The 17,984-nt window shown below is 43.5% G+C and carries 14 protein-coding genes; 4 read left to right on the top strand and 10 right to left on the bottom strand.

Features of this window, described 5'->3' with window-relative positions:
- Nucleotides 1-32: 32 nt before the first annotated feature.
- The 8 genes from rsxA to HMPREF1532_RS15190 form a co-directional block, all read right to left on the bottom strand.
- On the bottom strand, nucleotides 33-605 hold the full coding sequence (gene rsxA, locus HMPREF1532_RS15225) for an electron transport complex subunit RsxA (protein ID WP_005931377.1): 573 nt from the start codon (nucleotides 603-605) through the stop codon (nucleotides 33-35).
- A 65-nt stretch (nucleotides 606-670) separates the two neighbouring features.
- Nucleotides 671-1,255, bottom strand: a complete 585-nt coding sequence (locus HMPREF1532_RS15220) for an RnfABCDGE type electron transport complex subunit E (protein ID WP_025819184.1) — start codon at nucleotides 1,253-1,255, stop codon at nucleotides 671-673.
- Nucleotides 1,256-1,272: 17 nt separating this feature from the next.
- Nucleotides 1,273-1,911: an RnfABCDGE type electron transport complex subunit G gene (locus HMPREF1532_RS15215; protein WP_025819185.1), complete on the bottom strand. Its 639-nt coding sequence runs from the start codon at nucleotides 1,909-1,911 to the stop codon at nucleotides 1,273-1,275.
- Complete coding sequence (locus HMPREF1532_RS15210) at nucleotides 1,908-2,903, bottom strand: RnfABCDGE type electron transport complex subunit D (RefSeq protein ID WP_005931368.1); 996 nt, start codon at nucleotides 2,901-2,903, stop codon at nucleotides 1,908-1,910. Before HMPREF1532_RS15210 ends, HMPREF1532_RS15215 begins: the two co-directional genes overlap by 4 nt.
- 6 nt (nucleotides 2,904-2,909) lie before the next feature.
- A complete protein-coding gene (rsxC, locus tag HMPREF1532_RS15205; protein ID WP_005931365.1) occupies nucleotides 2,910-4,247 on the bottom strand; it encodes an electron transport complex subunit RsxC in 1,338 nt (445 codons plus the stop codon).
- A gap of 37 nt (nucleotides 4,248-4,284) precedes the next feature.
- Nucleotides 4,285-5,184: a Fe-S cluster domain-containing protein gene (locus HMPREF1532_RS15200; RefSeq protein WP_005931362.1), complete on the bottom strand. Its 900-nt coding sequence runs from the start codon at nucleotides 5,182-5,184 to the stop codon at nucleotides 4,285-4,287.
- 7 nt (nucleotides 5,185-5,191) lie between these two features.
- Nucleotides 5,192-5,611: a SoxR reducing system RseC family protein gene (locus HMPREF1532_RS15195; protein WP_005931360.1), complete on the bottom strand. Its 420-nt coding sequence runs from the start codon at nucleotides 5,609-5,611 to the stop codon at nucleotides 5,192-5,194.
- A 181-nt stretch (nucleotides 5,612-5,792) separates the two neighbouring features.
- Entirely contained in the window at nucleotides 5,793-7,490 is a 1,698-nt protein-coding gene (locus tag HMPREF1532_RS15190; RefSeq protein WP_005931358.1) for a DUF3078 domain-containing protein, read from the bottom strand.
- A 126-nt stretch (nucleotides 7,491-7,616) separates the two neighbouring features.
- Here HMPREF1532_RS15190 and HMPREF1532_RS15185 point away from each other — a divergent pair, with 126 nt between their 5' ends.
- From HMPREF1532_RS15185 to dpp5, 4 genes are all read left to right on the top strand, one after another.
- The gene (locus tag HMPREF1532_RS15185; RefSeq protein ID WP_005931355.1) at nucleotides 7,617-9,221 is read left to right on the top strand and encodes a CTP synthase; all 1,605 of its coding nucleotides are present in this window, start codon (nucleotides 7,617-7,619) and stop codon (nucleotides 9,219-9,221) included.
- 24 nt (nucleotides 9,222-9,245) lie between these two features.
- The gene (gene yidC, locus HMPREF1532_RS15180) at nucleotides 9,246-11,102 is read left to right on the top strand and encodes a membrane protein insertase YidC (RefSeq protein WP_005931352.1); all 1,857 of its coding nucleotides are present in this window, start codon (nucleotides 9,246-9,248) and stop codon (nucleotides 11,100-11,102) included.
- Between the two features lie 119 nt (nucleotides 11,103-11,221).
- Entirely contained in the window at nucleotides 11,222-12,553 is a 1,332-nt protein-coding gene (locus tag HMPREF1532_RS15175; RefSeq protein ID WP_005931349.1) for an MATE family efflux transporter, read from the top strand.
- A 1,013-nt stretch (nucleotides 12,554-13,566) separates the two neighbouring features.
- On the top strand, nucleotides 13,567-15,654 hold the full coding sequence (gene dpp5, locus HMPREF1532_RS15170; protein ID WP_005931346.1) for a dipeptidyl-peptidase Dpp5: 2,088 nt from the start codon (nucleotides 13,567-13,569) through the stop codon (nucleotides 15,652-15,654).
- Nucleotides 15,655-16,203: 549 nt separating this feature from the next.
- On the opposite strand, the gene HMPREF1532_RS15165 is transcribed toward dpp5, so the two are convergent.
- A complete protein-coding gene (locus HMPREF1532_RS15165; protein WP_025819187.1) occupies nucleotides 16,204-16,710 on the bottom strand; it encodes a flavin reductase family protein in 507 nt (168 codons plus the stop codon).
- 124 nt (nucleotides 16,711-16,834) lie between these two features.
- Nucleotides 16,835-17,833 (bottom strand): MBL fold metallo-hydrolase, encoded by a 999-nt coding sequence (locus HMPREF1532_RS15160; RefSeq protein ID WP_005931341.1) that lies wholly within the window; start codon nucleotides 17,831-17,833, stop codon nucleotides 16,835-16,837.
- Nucleotides 17,834-17,984 lie beyond the last annotated feature (151 nt).

Genomic DNA, 17,984 nt, shown 5'->3' with positions numbered 1-17,984 from the left:
CGTAGCTACTTAACCCGTAGTTTAAATCCTACTTATACTACTCCTGAGAAGCCCATAAATGCCATAGCCAGCAGCCCGGCTGTAATCAAGGCAATCGGTGTACCTTTCATACCTTCGGGAATCTTCACCAGACTCATCTGTTCGCGTAAACCGGCAAACAACACAAGAGCAAGGCCGAAACCGATTGCTGTAGAGAAAGCATATACAACCCCTGTCAGCAAATCATAGTCTTTCTGGATTACCAGAATAGCTACACCCAAAATACAGCAGTTGGTAGTGATCAACGGCAGAAATACACCCAATGCCTGATACAGTGAGGGAGATACCTTCTTTAATATAATTTCCACCATCTGCACCAGAGCGGCAATCACCAGAATGAAAGTAATCGTCTGCAAATAACCTAAATCGAAAGCATCGAGCACGAACTTTTGGATAAGGAAAGTTACAATCGTAGCAATCGTAAGCACAAATGCTACGGCAGCACTCATACCCAACGCAGTATCTACCTTCTTGGAAACACCTAAAAAAGGACAAATCCCAAGGAACTGTGACAATACAATGTTATTTACAAAAATTGCCGATATAAATATCAATATATATTCCATAATTCTAAATTAATAATGAAAAAATGAATAATGAAAAAAGCGGTGGTAAACACCACTATTTCTTCTCAATTCTTCTTCAAACTGTTAATTAGCGCAATAAGATACCCCAATGCGATGAAAGCGCCCGGTGCCAATACGAATACCAACATACCGTATTCTTCCGGAAGAATGGCAAAGTCGAACACCTTACCCGTTCCTAAAAATTCACGTACGGCGCCCAGTAATGTCAAGGCAATGGTGAAACCGAGTCCCATACCGATACCATCGAACATAGAAGCCACTGCATTATTTTTGGCAGCAAAGGCTTCGGCACGGCCCAACACAATACAGTTTACAACGATCAACGGAATAAAAAGCCCCAGAGTAGCATACAATCCCGGTACATAAGCCTGCATTACCATTTGCAACAGCGTTACGAATGAAGCGATAACCACAATAAAAGACGGAATACGCACCATATCGGGTATCAGATTCTTAATCAGTGAGATTACCACATTCGAGCAAATAAGCACAAACATGGTAGCCAATCCCATACCCATACCGTTGATAGCAGAAGAGGTAGTTCCCAATGTAGGACACATACCTAACAGGAGCACAAACGTAGGATTCTCTTTGACAATCCCGTTCATCATGACTTTAAAGTTATTCATATCTATATACTCCTTTCTTAATTAACACTGACGGAATCAGCAGGTTCAACAACTTTTTGCGTGGCACCGGTAGTCCCGTTCGTATCACCATCGCCTTTATAAGCAGCATAAGCAGCATTTACGGCATTAAGAAAAGCACGCGAAGTAATCGTAGAAGCCGTAATGGCATCTATCTGCCCTCCATCTTTACTTACCGTAAGCGGAGCTTCACCCGGATTCATGCCTTTGATGCTCCCTTTGTTGCCCTCTTTAAACCAATCGGCAGCCTTAGAACCCAATCCCGGGGTTTCGGCATGAGACAACAGTGAATAGTCATAGATCTTGCCGTCGGCATCGAAGCCCACCAGCACTTTCAGTTCACCGCCAAAACCCATAGCCGAAGATTCTACAGCAGCGCCTACCCATTGTCCGTCTTTCTTAGCCGGATAGATAGTATACTCCACTCCGTTTACCGTCTCCTTCGTAGCTTCTGCCGTCGGATTGTTATCAAATGCCGGTACTACAATGCTGATCGCATCGCTGAGCGTCTTGGCATTCGCTTCAGCAATCGGACCTTTTGTAAGCTCATTCACATATGCCAGTAACGCTACCGAAATGGCAGTAACACCGGTAAGTACCAGCAACATATTTTTTAATGATGATTCTAACTTTTTCATTTCTTCTTCGCCACCTCCCCAAAGCGTTTAGGTTTACAATATGTATTAATCAGCGGAGTAAATGCATTCATAATCAGAATAGCGAACGACATACCTTCGGGGTAAGCACCGAACAAACGGATAATAACCGTCAGCAAACCGATACAAACACCATAAATCAACATACCTTTCTTACTCATCGGAGAAGTTACGTAATCTGTCGCCATAAAGACAGCTCCCAACATCAAACCTCCGGAAAGCAATTGTATCACCGGAGACACGTATAACTCGGGATTAACCAAATGCATGATGCCCGAAAAGACAAACACAGTGACCAGAATAGACACCGGGATATGCCAGGAAATAATCTTTTTCCACAGCATATAGATAAGACCGAGCAATAGCGCAGCCGCACTCACTTCACCCAAACATCCGCCGTTCTGACCGATAAGCAAACTCAAAGAATCGGGAAGCTGGTCGAGCGACACACCCGGCGCTCCATTGATCACCCCTTTCATGATTGCCAACGGAGTAGCTCCTGTAGTAGCATCGGCATAAGCCGTCAACTGGCCAACCACCGGCCACGTAGTCATCTGTACCGGGAAAGAAAGCAATAAGAACACACGTCCTGCCAATGCAGGGTTAAAAGGATTATTTCCCAAACCTCCGAACGACATTTTGCCCACACCGATAGCAAACAGCGCCCCCAGAATAATAATCCATACAGGAAGATTGGAGGGCAGATTGAAAGCCAGCAATACACCGGTGATGATGGCCGAACCGTCACAAATAGTAGTAGTTTCTTTTTTCAGCAGGTACTTGCCGATAGCCCATTCAAAAAAAACACAGGCTGCCACGGAAGTAGCCGTAACGATAAGGGCTCCCAATCCGAAAAAGACAAACGACACGATAAAAGCCGGAAACAGGGCAATCAGCACACCGTACATATTCTTCTGTACGCTGTCTCCGCTATGAACGTGAGGGGATAATGATACTATAAATTTATTTTCCATACTTCGTTATTTTTTAGCTTGACGTGCACGAATCATAGCGCCTACTTTCCCTTTACCCAAACGACAATAGTCGAGCAACGGACGGTTGGCAGGGCAAGTGAACTGGCAAGAACCGCACTCGATGCAATCCATGATTCTTTCTGTTTCCATTCTTTCAAATTCTGTATTCTCAGCCAATGCAGAAAGCAAATAAGGCTCAAGCCCCATCGGACAAGCCCCCACACACTTCGCACAACGGATACAATTCTGTATCTCGCCACGCTTGGCCTCTTTCCGATCCATAATCAGAACACCGGAACTACCTTTTGCCGTGGGAACATCGATATTCACCAGCGCTTTACCCATCATCGGACCACCACCGATCACCTTACCCGTATCTTCGGGCAAACCACCGCAAGCTTCGATCAACTGACGCATCGGCGTACCCACACGTGCCATGAAATTGGAAGGTTTAGCCAGCGACTTTCCGGTAACGGTAATCACCCGCTCAAACAACGGCTTATTTTTCTGCACAGCCTGATAAACAGCAAAAGCCGTACCTACATTCTGTACTACGGCACCAGTAGAAATAGGAAGCGCCCCACTTGCCACCTGCCGTTTTGTCACAGCATCGATCAACTGCTTCTCACCTCCCTGAGGATATTTCACTTTCAAAGGAACAACTTCGATACCGGCATAACTGGAAGCGACCTTAGTCATCAACCCAATGGCATCGGGCTTATTATTCTCAATACCGATAAAGGCCTTATTTACTTTCACCGCTTTCATCAAAATAGAAACCCCTACCATGATTTCTTCGGCATGTTCCAACATCAGCTGATGGTCGGCAGTCAAATACGGTTCACACTCAACGGCATTAATGATTACACATTCCGCCTTGAACGAAGGAGGAGGACACAGTTTCACTTGAGTGGGAAAACAAGCACCACCCAAACCAACAATACCGGCATCGGCAATTTTCTTCACAATCTCCTCGGCTGTCAGTTCACACTCTCTCACCAGTGTTTCGCTACGGTCAATGGTTTCTTCCCACTCGTCACCTTCCACATCGATAAAGATAGCAGGCTTAGCATAACCACTGGCATCGATAATGGAGTCTATTTTTGCGACCTTTCCGCTGACAGAAGAGTGAATGGCTGCCGAAACAAAACCGGCGGGCTCGGCAATCTTAGTGCCCACTTTCACCACATCCCCTTTAGCTACCACCGGTTTGGCAGGAGCACCGATATGCTGCCCCAACAGGATAACCGCCTTTGACGGAATCTCCGCCATGATAATGGGCTGATGTGCCGACAGTTTATTTTCGTGTGGATGAACACCACCAATTGAAAATGTCTTCAACATACAATTTCTGTATTTTATCTGTTTATTACTCTTTTATTTACGCTTCAGCAACCGGCTTTGCTTCGGAAGTTTCCCCTTTCGGAGCCTTTACGGCAGGAGCCTCTTCCGCTTTCGGTTTACGCGGCGGGAAATTCAATTCAATAATGGTTCCCTGCGGACAAACTTCCACACACTTACGGCATGACTTACATTTGTTCGGATCGATATAAGCTAAATTGTTTTCAAGCGCAATTGCCTCAAACGGACAAGTTTTGACGCATTTACCACAACCGATACAGCTCACCGTACAAGCCTTACGTGCCACAGCACCCTTGTCTTTGTTGACACAAGACACATACACACGGCGCGACTTCTTACCTTGCGGACGAATTTCGATAATCGCCTTCGGACAGGCCTTGACACAAGCACCGCAAGCCGTACATTTGGCCTCATCCACTTCCGGAAGTCCGGTTTCGGCATTCATATGAATGGCATCGAACTGACAAGCGGCCACACAGTCGCCACAGCCCAGACAACCAAAACTACAACCTGTCTCACCACCGTAAAGAGAAGCGGCAATCGCACAACTCTTCGCCCCGTCGTACACATTGGTACGAGGACGGTTGGCACAGGTTCCGTTACATCTCACAACCGCAACCATCGGTTCGGCTTCGCCTGCATCAAGTCCGAGGATAGAAGCTATCTGCGTCATGACAGGCTGTCCGCCTACCGGGCAAAATTTTCCATCCAATGAACCAGCCTTTACACAAGCATCGGCAAACCCACTGCACCCCGGATAACCACATCCACCGCAATTAGCTTGGGGCAGCACTTCGGATACCTGGGCAATACGCGGGTCTTCATACACGGCAAATTTCTTGGAAGCGGCATACAGAATAGCGGCTGAAACCAGCGCAATGGCTCCCAATGAAATTACTGCAATCAGAATCAAATTCATAAATTAGTTATTTTATTGGTTTTATAGTAAATGAAAATGTTTGTTTCAATCGTGTCTTATTCAGCCACAACAGACAATAATATGGAACAAGGACAGCCAGCGAAAGAAGCGACGCATAGAGTTCATCGCCTATTACTACCATAAATATAAAAAGGGAAAGTATTAAAAGTATAAAAGGAAATACAAAAGCCAGTGTCACGGCCATCATCCCCATAGAGGTTTCACCGATAACCATCACCTGCTCACCTACCCGAAAAGTCTGTGCCGAAGGGTCTGTGACATCAATCACTTTCTCTTTACTGTCAGCAGAAGAACAATGTCCCTTGACACTGCATGCCGCACATGCCGATGTCTGGATAATTCTCACTGAAAGATGGGAACCGTTTATGTTTTCCACAATACCTTGATGCTTTATTGTATTAGCCATTTTGCAAACTGAACATTACAAATTGCGGCAAATTTAAGCATTATTTGTGAACTACGAAGCTTTCAACTGTTTTTTCTATGTGTTAAAGTGCTATTTTTACTTTTTTTGTTACCGCACACGATAAACAACACGGGCGACCCTGATAGGGTCGCCCGTGTTATTATGCTTACTAAAAGTCAGTTTACCATTGATAATTGATACCAAAACTCAACAATTCTTTTACCTGAAAATAACTTTTCCCCTCGGCAGGTTTCGAACTGTCATCATAGCGTGCATGTACATAAAGCTTGGTAGACAGATAACGGTTCAGCACAAAATTCACTGTATTTTCCCACTCGATACGTACCCATTTGTAACTGGTCAGATAATTCAAACGCGAATCAAACGAGATGGAAGGAATAATATTCCAGGTTAAAGTAGGCTGAAACTGTGAACCGAAATCATTCTTGGAAGACTTGCCTTCATCCAGACCGAATTTCGTTTCGTTCACTTCGCTGTTGCCCACATACCGCAGGTTGTATGTCAACGGCGCAAGGAACAAAGAGAAGTTGAATTTCTTCTTCTTCAGTTTATAGTCCATACCGACACTGATCGCTAAATCGGCAGGAGCAAAGAATGCAGAAACCAGTTCTTCACTATTGGCCTTATAACCGTTGCAGAACTGCGTTTTGAATTCAGCAGAAATGGTATAATACCAGTTATGGGCTGCCTGTATACCCAATTTGCTATACAAACGGAGCTGGTCGGTGTTCACCAGATATTTATGATATTCGTCCGACGGTGTCGAATTGAATCCGAGTTTCGCTTCCAGCATATTTTCAAATTGCACCTTCTCACGGTCATTATAGTTGGCAAACAATTGCAGATTGGCCAACAGCGCATTGTTACTTTCCCCTCCTTTATACCAGTTGTCGGAAATATAGTTCTGGGTAATCTGCAACGAACCGTTACCACCTGTTACCCACCAGTTTGGCTTGCTGATCTTCAATTCGGCTTCTCCTACCCCCACATCCATCGGCTCTTTATCAAACAAACGCAACACTTCTGTTTTCGCTTTCGGCTTCACATCTTCCCGGAACACTTTCCGGCTTCTGATCTGCTTTTCCGTAGTACGTACAAGCTGGGGTGCATTCAGGTAAACCCCCATCAATGTGCGGTCTACAATTTTATTTGAACGCTTCAAAGAGGTGAACTGATCTTCATTGTAAGGCAGCCATTTGGAATAATCAACAGATACCGTATCAATCTTAGGAAGTTCCCAGTCAATTTTAGAATACTCCGCTATCGGAGAATAATAATAAGCCAACGGTGTAAACAACCGATAATATTGGGGATTTACCGGAATATAGCGTTCCGGCACAGCAGGGTCATTCAAATAGTTCAATGCCCCGATATATTTCTCATACAAAATCGAAACCGTATCCAATTTATTTGTTTTAGGATCCAGTTTTAATATAAGATATGGCTGAAGTCCCGCAGCAAGCGTATCCGGTTTCTCCGGTACGGGCGTTACAGCTTTTAACGACGGCTTCGTACCTGTCTTCACCACCAACGGCCTATCGGATTTTACAGCCCGCAGTGTATCGTTTTTTTCCGACAATTGCACATCGGGCTTCGCCGCCGGCAACGAATCAACTTTTACCGGCAACAACGTATCCGCCTTTACTACATTATTTAAACTATCCAACACAGGTTTAACCGCATCTTGCGCCATCACCGATGAAGATAAAATAATCGCTAATGTGAATAATGAAATGTAACAGTTCTTCATGTCGTTTGTAATTTGAGCGCAAAAATACATTAAAATCTTTAAAAAAGGAAAGAAAAGGAAAGTTGTTTTTGCCACCCTTTCTTCCCTCTTAAAAAGAACGAATTGCATTTTTTAATAAATTTGTTTCAACGATTACTCATTACTTGCCCATTTTTTTGTAATTTTGCAGTTTTTAATGCGTTAGACTCATAAGAATTACATCATAGTAAACAAATAATTAAAACAGTTATAGCTGTGGGAGAAACAAAGTATATTTTCGTCACCGGTGGTGTAGCTTCCTCGTTAGGAAAAGGTATTATTTCATCATCCATCGGTAAATTGCTGCAAGCAAGAGGTTATAAAGTAACCATTCAGAAGTTTGACCCGTATATCAACATCGACCCGGGAACACTGAATCCTTATGAACACGGAGAATGCTACGTAACCGTAGACGGACATGAAGCCGACCTTGATTTGGGACACTACGAACGCTTCTTAGGTATCCAGACAACAAAAGCCAACAACATCACCACCGGACGTATTTATAAAAGCGTTATTGACAAAGAACGTCGCGGTGACTATCTGGGTAGAACGATTCAGGTAATTCCACATATCACCGATGAGATTAAGCGCAACGTGAAGTTGCTGGGCAATAAATATAAATTCGACTTTGTAATCACCGAAATAGGCGGAACCGTAGGCGATATCGAATCACTCCCTTACGTAGAAAGCATCCGTCAGTTGAAATGGGAGTTAGGAAAAGATGCATTGTGCGTACATCTTACTTATGTTCCTTATTTGGCTGCAGCCGGCGAGTTAAAGACAAAACCGACCCAACACTCCGTAAAAGAGTTGCAAAGCGCCGGTATCCAACCGGATATCCTTGTACTGCGCGCCGAACACGAACTGAGCGCCAGCCTTCGCAAGAAAGTAGCCCTATTCTGCAATGTAGACGAGAACGCCGTCGTACAGAGCATCGATGCTCCTACTATCTATGAAGTGCCTATACTGATGCAGGCACAAGGATTGGATGAAACGATTCTGAGAAAGATGGGGCTTCCCGTAGGCGAAACTCCGGGACTCGGCCCATGGCGCACATTCCTCGAACGCCGTCATAAAGCGGAAAACACAGAACCGGTACACATTGCCCTGGTAGGTAAATATGATTTGCAGGATGCCTACAAATCGATCCGCGAAGCTCTTTCACAGGCAGGAACTTACAACGACTGTAAAGTTCAGGTGGATTTTGTAAACAGTGAAACGCTGACAGAGGACAATGTAGCAGAAGCATTGAAAGGCATGGCAGGCGTGATGATAGGTCCCGGCTTCGGCCAACGCGGTATCGAAGGTAAATTCGTTGCTATCAAACATACCCGTACCCATAACATACCGACATTCGGTATCTGCTTAGGTATGCAATGTATCGCTATCGAGTTTGCCCGCAACGTATTAGGATATAAGGATGCCAATTCACGCGAAATGGACGAAAAAACACCGCACAACGTCATTGACATCATGGAGGAACAGAAAGCAATCACCAATATGGGTGGAACGATGCGTCTGGGCGCCTACGAATGTACGTTGGAAAAAGGCAGCAAGGCTTATGAAGCCTACAAGACCGAATATATCCAAGAACGCCACCGCCACCGCTATGAATTCAACAACGAATTTAAAGCCGAATACGAAGCCGCAGGTATGAAGTGTACGGGTATCAATCCGGAATCGGGTTTAGTGGAAATTGTGGAAATCCCCGCATTGAAATGGTTCGTAGGAACTCAGTTCCATCCGGAATATAGCAGTACGGTATTGAATCCGCATCCGCTATTCGTATCATTCATCAAGGCAGCAATCAGCAAATAATAATTAAATAATCAAGAATTAAAAATGGATAAAAACACCATAACAGGTCTCGTTTTAATAGCTATCTTATTAGTAGGTTTCAGCTTTCTGAGCCGTCCGAGCGAGGAACAGATCGCTGCACAAAAGAAATACTACGACTCCATTGCAGTGGTGCAGAAACAGGAGGAAGCCCTCAAAGCCAAAGCGGCAGCAGCGTTGGCCAATGAGAAAGGAGAAGCCACCGGTACGGTAGATTCGACTTCGCTTTTCTTCAATGCCATGCAAGGCAAAGAATCTTTCACCACTATTCAGAATAACTTAGTGGAAATCACTTTCGACAATAAAGGAGGACGTGTTTATTCCGCGATGCTAAAAGACTATAACGGACAGGATGGTAAACCGGTTGTGCTGTTCAATGGCAGTGATGCCGAAATGAACTTCAACTTCTATAATAAAAAAGAGACCATCCAGACAAAGGATTATTATTTTGAGGTTGTCAACAAAACCGACAGCAGCCTGACCATGCGTCTGACTGCCGACAGCGACAGCTATATCGACTTTACCTATACGCTGAAGCCGGACAGTTATCTGTTGAGATTCACCATTCAGGCAACAGGTATGGCAGGAAAACTCGCTTCAACGGATTATGTAGATATCTCTTGGTCGCAACGTGCACGTCAACTTGAAAAAGGGTTCACTTATGAAAACCGTCTGGCCGAGTTGATGTACAAAATAGCCAATGACGATACAGACAATCTTTCGGCTGCCAAAGACGATGAAAAGCAGATTGAAGGACGTGTAGACTGGATTGCCTTCAAGAATCAGTTCTTCTCTTCCGTATTCATCGCCAATCAGGACTTTGATAAGGTAAACGTCAAGTCGAGAATGGAGAAACAGGGAAGCGGCTATATCAAAGATTATTCCGCAGAAATGAATACTTTCTTCGATCCGACCGGAAAACAAGCTACCGACATGTATTTCTATTTCGGTCCGAACCATTACAAAACGCTAAAAGCACTTGATAAAGGACGCGATGATAAATGGGAACTCGACAATCTGGTTTATTTAGGATGGCCGTTGATTCGCTGGATCAACAAATTTATCACCATCAACGTGTTCGACTGGCTTTCCGGTTGGGGACTGAGCATGGGTATCGTTCTGCTGATTCTGACCATCATAGTGAAAATCGCCGTATATCCGGCCACTTGGAAGACTTACATGTCATCGGCCAAAATGCGCGTACTGAAACCGAAAATAGATGAAATAAACAAGAAATATCCGAAACAGGAAGATGCGATGAAAAAACAACAGGAAGTAATGAGCCTGTATAGCCAGTATGGAGTAAGCCCGATGGGAGGTTGTTTGCCAATGCTGTTACAGTTCCCTATCCTCATGGCATTGTTTATGTTTGTGCCGAGCGCTATCGAGCTTCGCCAGCAAAGCTTCCTTTGGGCGGACGACTTGTCTACTTACGATGCATTCATTACATTCCCGTTCCATATCCCATTCTTAGGCAATCACCTCAGTTTGTTCTGTCTGTTGATGACAGTGACCAACATCCTGAACACTAAGTTCACCATGCAACAGCAGGATACCGGTGCACAGCCCCAGATGGCAGCAATGAAATGGATGATGTATCTGATGCCCGTAATGTTCCTTTTCGTCTTGAATGACTATCCTTCGGGATTGAATTATTACTACTTTATTTCAACGCTGATCAGCGTGGGTACGATGATCGTACTTCGCAAAACAACCGACGAAGACAAGTTGCTTGCCATTCTCGAAGCGAAGAAAAAAGACCCGAAACAAATGAAAAAAACCGGCTTTGCCGCCCGTCTTGAAGCTATGCAAAAGCAGCAGGAAGAGATGGCAAAAGCAAAACAGCAGCAGAATAAGCGATAAAAGCTATTCCATTATAATGCAAAAGCCGGGTAAACTTAAGAAAGAGTTAGTCCGGCTTTTGTGATTTTTATACAGGCATGCATGTCAAGTCAGACAACGACAAAACAGTAAAGAATAGAATGAAAACTAAATATACTTATAAGGAAATATGGATTATCTCCTATCCAATTTTGATCAGTCTCGTCATGGAGCAGATGATCGGAATGACAGACACAGCCTTTCTGGGGCGTGTAGGAGAAATAGAACTGGGTGCATCAGCCATTGCAGGTATCTATTACATGGTCATCTTTATGATGGCATTCGGTTTCAGCATCGGGGCACAGATCATGATGGCACGGCGCAACGGAGAACGGCAATACAATGAAATAGGCCCTATCTTCTATCAGGGGATTTATTTCTTATTGGTGCTGGCGGTAATCGTATTTGCCATGTCGCTGCATTTCTCACCACATCTATTGAAGAATATCATCTCTTCACCCAACATTTATGAAGCAGCCCTCAGCTACATCAATTGGCGCATCTTCGGTTTCTTCTTCTCATTTATCATGGTGATGTTCCGGGCATTCTTCGTGGGCACCACTCAAACCAAAACGCTGACATTGAATTCCATTGTCATGGTACTGTCGAATGTGGTATTCAACTACATCCTGATTTTCGGAAAATTCGGCTTCCCCAAACTGGGAATTGCCGGAGCAGCCATCGGTTCGTCATTGGCAGAATTGGTCTCTGTACTATTCTTCATCATCTATACCTGGAGGCGGATTGACTGCCGGAAGTATGCGCTCAACAAGCTACCCGCCTTCCAACCGGAAATATTAAAACGCATATTGGGGGTCTCTCTCTGGACAATGATACAGAACCTCCTATCCATGTCTACCTGGCTTACATTCTTCCTGTTCGTGGAACATCTGGGAGAACGTGCATTGGCTGTTACGAATATCATCCGCAATGTTTCCGGCATACCGTTCATGATGACTATGGCATTTGCTGCCACCTGCGGTTCACTGGTGAGTAACCTGATCGGAGCCGGAGAGACGCAATGCGTACAAGGAACGATCCGCCAGCATATACGGATAGCCTATGCTTTCGTTATCCCGCTACTGATATTTTTTGCCCTGTTTCCCAACCTGATATTAAGTATCTACACGGATATCCCCTCACTGCGGGAAGCTTCTGTCCCATCGTTGTGGGTACTGTGTACGGGTTATCTTATCATGGTCCCGGCCAATGTATACTTCCAGTCCGTATCGGGTACGGGTAATACACGTACAGCACTGATCATGGAGATGTCCGTGCTGGTGGTTTATGTTGCCTACATCACCTATCTGATTCTGTATTTGAGAGTGGACGTAGCCCTCTGCTGGACTTCGGAACACGTGTATGCGATCCTTACACTGATACTCTGCCGATGGTATATCCAAAAAGGAAATTGGCAACAGAAAAAGATATAACCAGTAGATGAGCAAAAGAATTTAAGGTTTAATTAATTGCAACAAAATAGAATGAAAATCAAAATATCGCATAGAATATAAATGTATAAATATATCACATATATACTTTTTCCATACCTATTAAATTATGCTATTATAAAGAAAACAAGATTCAGTATAAAATTCTAATATTCAATAAGATAAATAAATATTAGGGTTCACAAAGGTTCAACGTTCCTTTTAGACCCTATTTGGCTGAAAAAGATCAGAATCATTTACTATAATGTATATAAAAAATCAAAAATACAAAAAAATACAAAAAGCACATGATTGTTAAAAACTTTCCATAAACAAACAATAGTAATAAAGATATTTATTCGCTAAATTCGCTCAAAAAGCAGAAACACAGAATATACATATATATTTGAACAACAAACTTTTAAGACAAAATAAGTTCCACAGAAGGGGCCATAGATGAACGATGAACCTTGTGAACCCTAAGTCTCAAAACTGCGTCTGAAAAACGTAACACAAATACACCATTTTCATCTTTAGAAATCAAGTTCATACAAATCAATCAAAAAACAGAACATATCTCTCACGATACCTGTAATGTTCCGCATCTACCAACTTATTCAGGGCTTAGACGAAATAGATGTAAACCGGTTCAGTTATAAGTTTTCCACTGTTTTCCTTCGTGACAACTATTTCAGGAACAATACAGATAAGCCAACAACTTTTTCAGGAAAGAATAACAGAATCTGACAACTCAATTAGCAACTAACCGTTGAAAGTAACAACCGGTTTTTAGTATAAATCAGTATAAGTCAAAAAGACGTAGCAGACTTTAGAAAAAGACGTAGCAAGTTTAGAAAAAAGACATAACGTGTTTCTCTCAAAGGACATATATCTTTTTAGAAAAGACGTAGCATCTTTTAGCCCTTGCCATAAGAACTTAAACTATTTCACATCACCCTACAGAGAAATAAAATTTAATCGTTATCTTCGCACAACTAAAATTAACAAGAAAAAATATGAGACAAGCCAAACTGTTAGTTATGTCAACAACAATGATGTTAGCAGCCTGCGGCGGCACCAAAGACGCAGGACAGAGCGCAGAAGCACTCATCTGTAAATCGGATATTAAAATCGAAGGGATGCGCATGACGCCCGAAGCATTATGGGCAATGGGGCGTATCGGCGAGCTATCCGTATCACCCGATAACAAACAGATAGTGTACAGCGTAGCTTATTACAGCGTATCCCAGAACAAAAGTAACCGAGAACTCTTCGTGATGAATGCGGATGGAAGTGACACCAAGCAGATCACCCATACTCCCTATCAAGAGAATGCTGCTGTCTGGATCAAAAACGGAACTAAAATAGCTTTCTTAAGCAACGACAACGGAAGCAGCCAGATTTATGAAATGAATCCGGACGGTAGCGGACGCAGACAACTCACCAACTACGACGGAGATATCGAGGGATTCTCCATCTCACCGGACGGAAAGAAGATCCTTTTCATTTCGCAAGTAAAAACAGTGAAAAGCACAGCCGACAAATATCCCGATCTACCCAAGGCAACAGGCATCATCGTCACCGATCTGATGTACAAACATTGGGACGAATGGGTAACCACCGCCCCGCATCCGTTTGTGGCCGATTTCGATGGCAATGCAATCTCGAATATTGTCGACATACTGGATGGTGAACCCTACGAAAGCCCGATGAAACCTTGGGGTGGCATCGAACAACTGGCTTGGAACACTACTTCGGATAAAGTGGCATATACTTGCCGCAAGAAAACCGGACTGGCATACGCCATCTCTACCAATTCCGATATCTATGTTTATGATTTGAACACCAAGCAAACCGTAAACATAACCGAAGAAAATAAAGGATACGACACCAACCCGCAATACTCACCGGATGGTAAATACATCGCTTGGCAAAGTATGGAACGCGACGGATACGAAGCCGACCAGAACCGGCTCATGGTAATGAATCTCGAAACGGGCGAAAAAAGATTTGCCAGCAAAGGATTCGAATCGAATGTGGATGCTTTTATCTGGAGTGCCGATGCGAAAACGATCTATTTCACAGGTGTATGGCACGGAGAGGTACAAATATATGCCCTCAACCTTACCGACAATTCTGTCAGAGCCATTACCGAAGGCATGTACGACTATGGTGTTCCTGCCCTTTTCGGAGACAAGCTGATCGCCAAACGCCATTCTATCAGTATGGGTGATGAAATTTATGCCATCAGTCTGGATGGAAAGACTACTCAGCTGACACAGGAGAACAAGCAGATATACGACCAACTCGAAATGGGAAAAGTGGAAGGGCGCTGGATGAAAACCACCGACGGCAAACAGATGCTGACTTGGGTAATTTATCCTCCCAAATTCGACCCGAACAAGAAATATCCCACGCTACTTTTCTGCGAAGGTGGCCCACAAAGCCCCGTCAGCCAATTCTGGAGTTACCGCTGGAACTTCCAAATCATGGCTGCCAACGATTATATCATTGTAGCCCCGAACCGTCGCGGCCTTCCGGGATTCGGTAACGAATGGAACGAAGCCATCAGTGGCGACTATGGCGGCCAGTGCATGAAAGACTACTTCACTGCAATCGATGAAATGGCTAAAGAGCCTTTCGTGGATAAGGAACGTCTGGGCTGCGTAGGTGCCAGCTTCGGAGGATTCTCCGTCTACTGGCTTGCGGGACATCACGACAAACGCTTCAAAGCATTCATTGCTCACGACGGTATCTTCAACATGGAAATGCAATACCTCGAAACAGAAGAGAAATGGTTTGCCAATTGGGACATGGGCGGCGCTTATTGGGAAAAGCAGAACGCAACAGCGCAACGCACCTTCGCCAACTCTCCACATCTGTTCGTAGACAAATGGGACACTCCCATTCTGTGTATCCATGGAGAGAAAGACTATCGCATCCTTGCCAATCAGGCAATGGCTGCTTTCGATGCTGCGGTAATGCGCGGAGTTCCTGCGGAACTGTTAATCTATCCGGACGAAAACCATTGGGTACTGAAACCGCAGAATGGTATTCTGTGGCAACGTACCTTCTTCGAATGGTTGGATAAATGGCTGAAATAAACCGGTAAGCCGATTGAAAATGAAAAAGCTCCTTTGGATCGCCAAAGGAGCTTTTTGCTATATATTTGTACATTTTTCTTAAATTCATACAGAATCTTTTATTTCTTAGCAAATAAATATTATCGCGTCAATATTTTCCATTAGAAAATTGTTTTATTAGAAAAAAGTTAATATAATCAAACAATGAGACACCTCTGTAGAGAGGGAGCTTCAAAAATATGGAGTAATTATGATGACAAAAACACACGGCTTTACCCAATAAAAAATTCGCCCAGAAAATTCAAAAAAAAGGAGTGAAATTCTTCGATGTACGTACTTTTGCCGAATATGCAGAAAAAAAATTCAAGTCTACGTATTGGACAATGGACTACAGAAATGGAAAGGAAAAACAGAAAAATAAAATAGGTTTTAGGTGATTGAGGTTTTTCTTTCTTCTGAGTTGATGGGGCTGATCGAGTCGTCAGCCTCATCTATTTGCACAATCGTATAGACACTGTCTTAAGATATGCAATCATTATCAACGAATCAACAAATCCATATGGCAGCAAATCAGCGCATCCACACATTTTCTATTTCAACTACATACATTTTATGAAATCCACCGTGCGAACCTCCATACCATTTCTCAATCAAATTCTTATCTAAAAAGTTTTCAGGACCAATCTCCCCGGCATAAAGCTTCCTGCACTCCAAACTCAAACGGGCTTGTTCAAAAAGTACATTCCCTTGTGCTGTAAACAACGGTTTCAATCCGGTTTCCTTCACTTTATCCACCTCCCTGCCGGACTTGGAACCACAAACAGCATGAATCTTCTTATTCTCTTCTCCCAAAAAAGAAAGCGTAAGGAAATCGCCCTTTTCAATAAATTCATAAGTATACCGTTCGGGACGAACAAAAACAAAAGCCACAGGCTTATTCCAAAGCCAGCCGATACCACCCCAACTGGCAGTCATTGTATTGAATGCTTCCTTGTTTCCGGCCGTAACTAACATCCATTCTTTTCCTATTGCTTCAAAAAAATTCTCTGAGAGTTCTTTAACTTCTACTTTTTTCATGATCATCTCTTTCTATGTTTATACACTATCTTCTTTGGTACACCATTTTTTCTGATACACATCTTTATCACTATACAAAGAAAAATACATCCTTCGCATACACAACGGTAACAAACTGAACTTCCTACTTTTGCTTTTTCAGTTTCACGATATCTCCCAGCGTAGGAATAGCTACTTTAATATTCCTTTTCCTTGCCTCAGCAGCAAAAACTTGAGGAGGATCGTGGAGCGGTTCATCCGATAGATCAAATGTACCATAATGCATCGGAATAGTCAACCCGGCATGCATCTCCTGCGAAGCCGTCAACGCTTCATGAGGAGAAATATGATTGGGACGCATGAACCACCGGGGCTTATAGGCACCGATACCTACCAACGCATAATCAGGAGAACTGAACAATTCGGGTATCTCCGCAAAATGATTGGAATAGCCCGTATCACCACTATAATAAATAGAAATACCATCACCTTGAAGCATAAACGCCCCCCACAAGCGTTGTCCCCCATCGCGCACCGAACGTTTACTCCAATGCTGTGCAGGTAGGAAGGTTATTTTCAAGTGCCCGTCTTCTACCTGCTGATACCATCCGGCTTCCAGCATCTCTATCTCCGGAAACCAACTCTTTACCAATTCACCGGTACCTAAGCCACAGAACAACTTCATGTGCGGATTGTTCTCCAACAACCGCCCGACACTCTGTTTATCCAAATGATCGAAGTGATCGTGACTAATCAGCAAATAATCGATTCCCGTAAAAATATTTGGATTGGCAGGAAACTGACTTCTCCGACGCACAAATGGAATATTGCCAAATACCGGATCGAACATAATCCTTTTACCCGACAACTGCATAAAAAATGAATTATGTCCCAACCATATCAATGAATTGCCGTTCACCGCATCCAACGAACGAAGATAATTGACCTTCGGTTCCCACTTTACAGTACGTTTTTCTTTTCGTTGCGGATTAGGAGACAAACGCCACTTCAACACACTACCCATTCCAGGCCGGAAACGATGCTGACGGTTGAAAAATCGTCCTTTTACCATTGGATTTCCCCTCCAATAGGGGTTTATAGTCGCCAAGCGCTCATTTCGCCTGAAACATATATGTTCACCCATCTTTCTAAACCAAATAATATATTACAAACATAAATAAAAATATCGATTTATGCAGAAGGGAAGTGATAAAAGTAGTTAAGTAGTAAGTAGCCAAGTAGTTAAGTAGTAAGTAGTTAAGTAGCAAGTAGTTAAGTAGCAAGTAGTTAAGTAG

It is taken from the genome of Bacteroides salyersiae WAL 10018 = DSM 18765 = JCM 12988, assembly GCF_000381365.1.
Taxonomy (GTDB): domain Bacteria; phylum Bacteroidota; class Bacteroidia; order Bacteroidales; family Bacteroidaceae; genus Bacteroides; species Bacteroides salyersiae.
Note: the sequence above shows the minus strand (reverse complement) of the source record. Positions and strands in the feature narration are given on the sequence as shown.

What these genes read in the sequence shown, in the direction of transcription:
- rsxA (WP_005931377.1), bottom strand. Translation starts at nt 605, where the DNA reads ATGGAATATATATTGATATTTATATCGGCAATTTTTGTAAATAACATT.
- HMPREF1532_RS15220 (WP_025819184.1), bottom strand. Translation starts at nt 1,255, where the DNA reads ATGAATAACTTTAAAGTCATGATGAACGGGATTGTCAAAGAGAATCCT.
- HMPREF1532_RS15215 (WP_025819185.1), bottom strand. Translation starts at nt 1,911, where the DNA reads ATGAAAAAGTTAGAATCATCATTAAAAAATATGTTGCTGGTACTTACC.
- HMPREF1532_RS15210 (WP_005931368.1), bottom strand. Translation starts at nt 2,903, where the DNA reads ATGGAAAATAAATTTATAGTATCATTATCCCCTCACGTTCATAGCGGA.
- rsxC (WP_005931365.1), bottom strand. Translation starts at nt 4,247, where the DNA reads ATGTTGAAGACATTTTCAATTGGTGGTGTTCATCCACACGAAAATAAA.
- HMPREF1532_RS15200 (WP_005931362.1), bottom strand. Translation starts at nt 5,184, where the DNA reads ATGAATTTGATTCTGATTGCAGTAATTTCATTGGGAGCCATTGCGCTG.
- HMPREF1532_RS15195 (WP_005931360.1), bottom strand. Translation starts at nt 5,611, where the DNA reads ATGGCTAATACAATAAAGCATCAAGGTATTGTGGAAAACATAAACGGT.
- HMPREF1532_RS15190 (WP_005931358.1), bottom strand. Translation starts at nt 7,490, where the DNA reads ATGCAATTCGTTCTTTTTAAGAGGGAAGAAAGGGTGGCAAAAACAACT.
- yidC (WP_005931352.1), top strand. Translation starts at nt 9,246, where the DNA reads ATGGATAAAAACACCATAACAGGTCTCGTTTTAATAGCTATCTTATTA.
- HMPREF1532_RS15175 (WP_005931349.1), top strand. Translation starts at nt 11,222, where the DNA reads ATGAAAACTAAATATACTTATAAGGAAATATGGATTATCTCCTATCCA.
- dpp5 (WP_005931346.1), top strand. Translation starts at nt 13,567, where the DNA reads ATGAGACAAGCCAAACTGTTAGTTATGTCAACAACAATGATGTTAGCA.
- HMPREF1532_RS15165 (WP_025819187.1), bottom strand. Translation starts at nt 16,710, where the DNA reads ATGAAAAAAGTAGAAGTTAAAGAACTCTCAGAGAATTTTTTTGAAGCA.
- HMPREF1532_RS15160 (WP_005931341.1), bottom strand. Translation starts at nt 17,833, where the DNA reads ATGGGTGAACATATATGTTTCAGGCGAAATGAGCGCTTGGCGACTATA.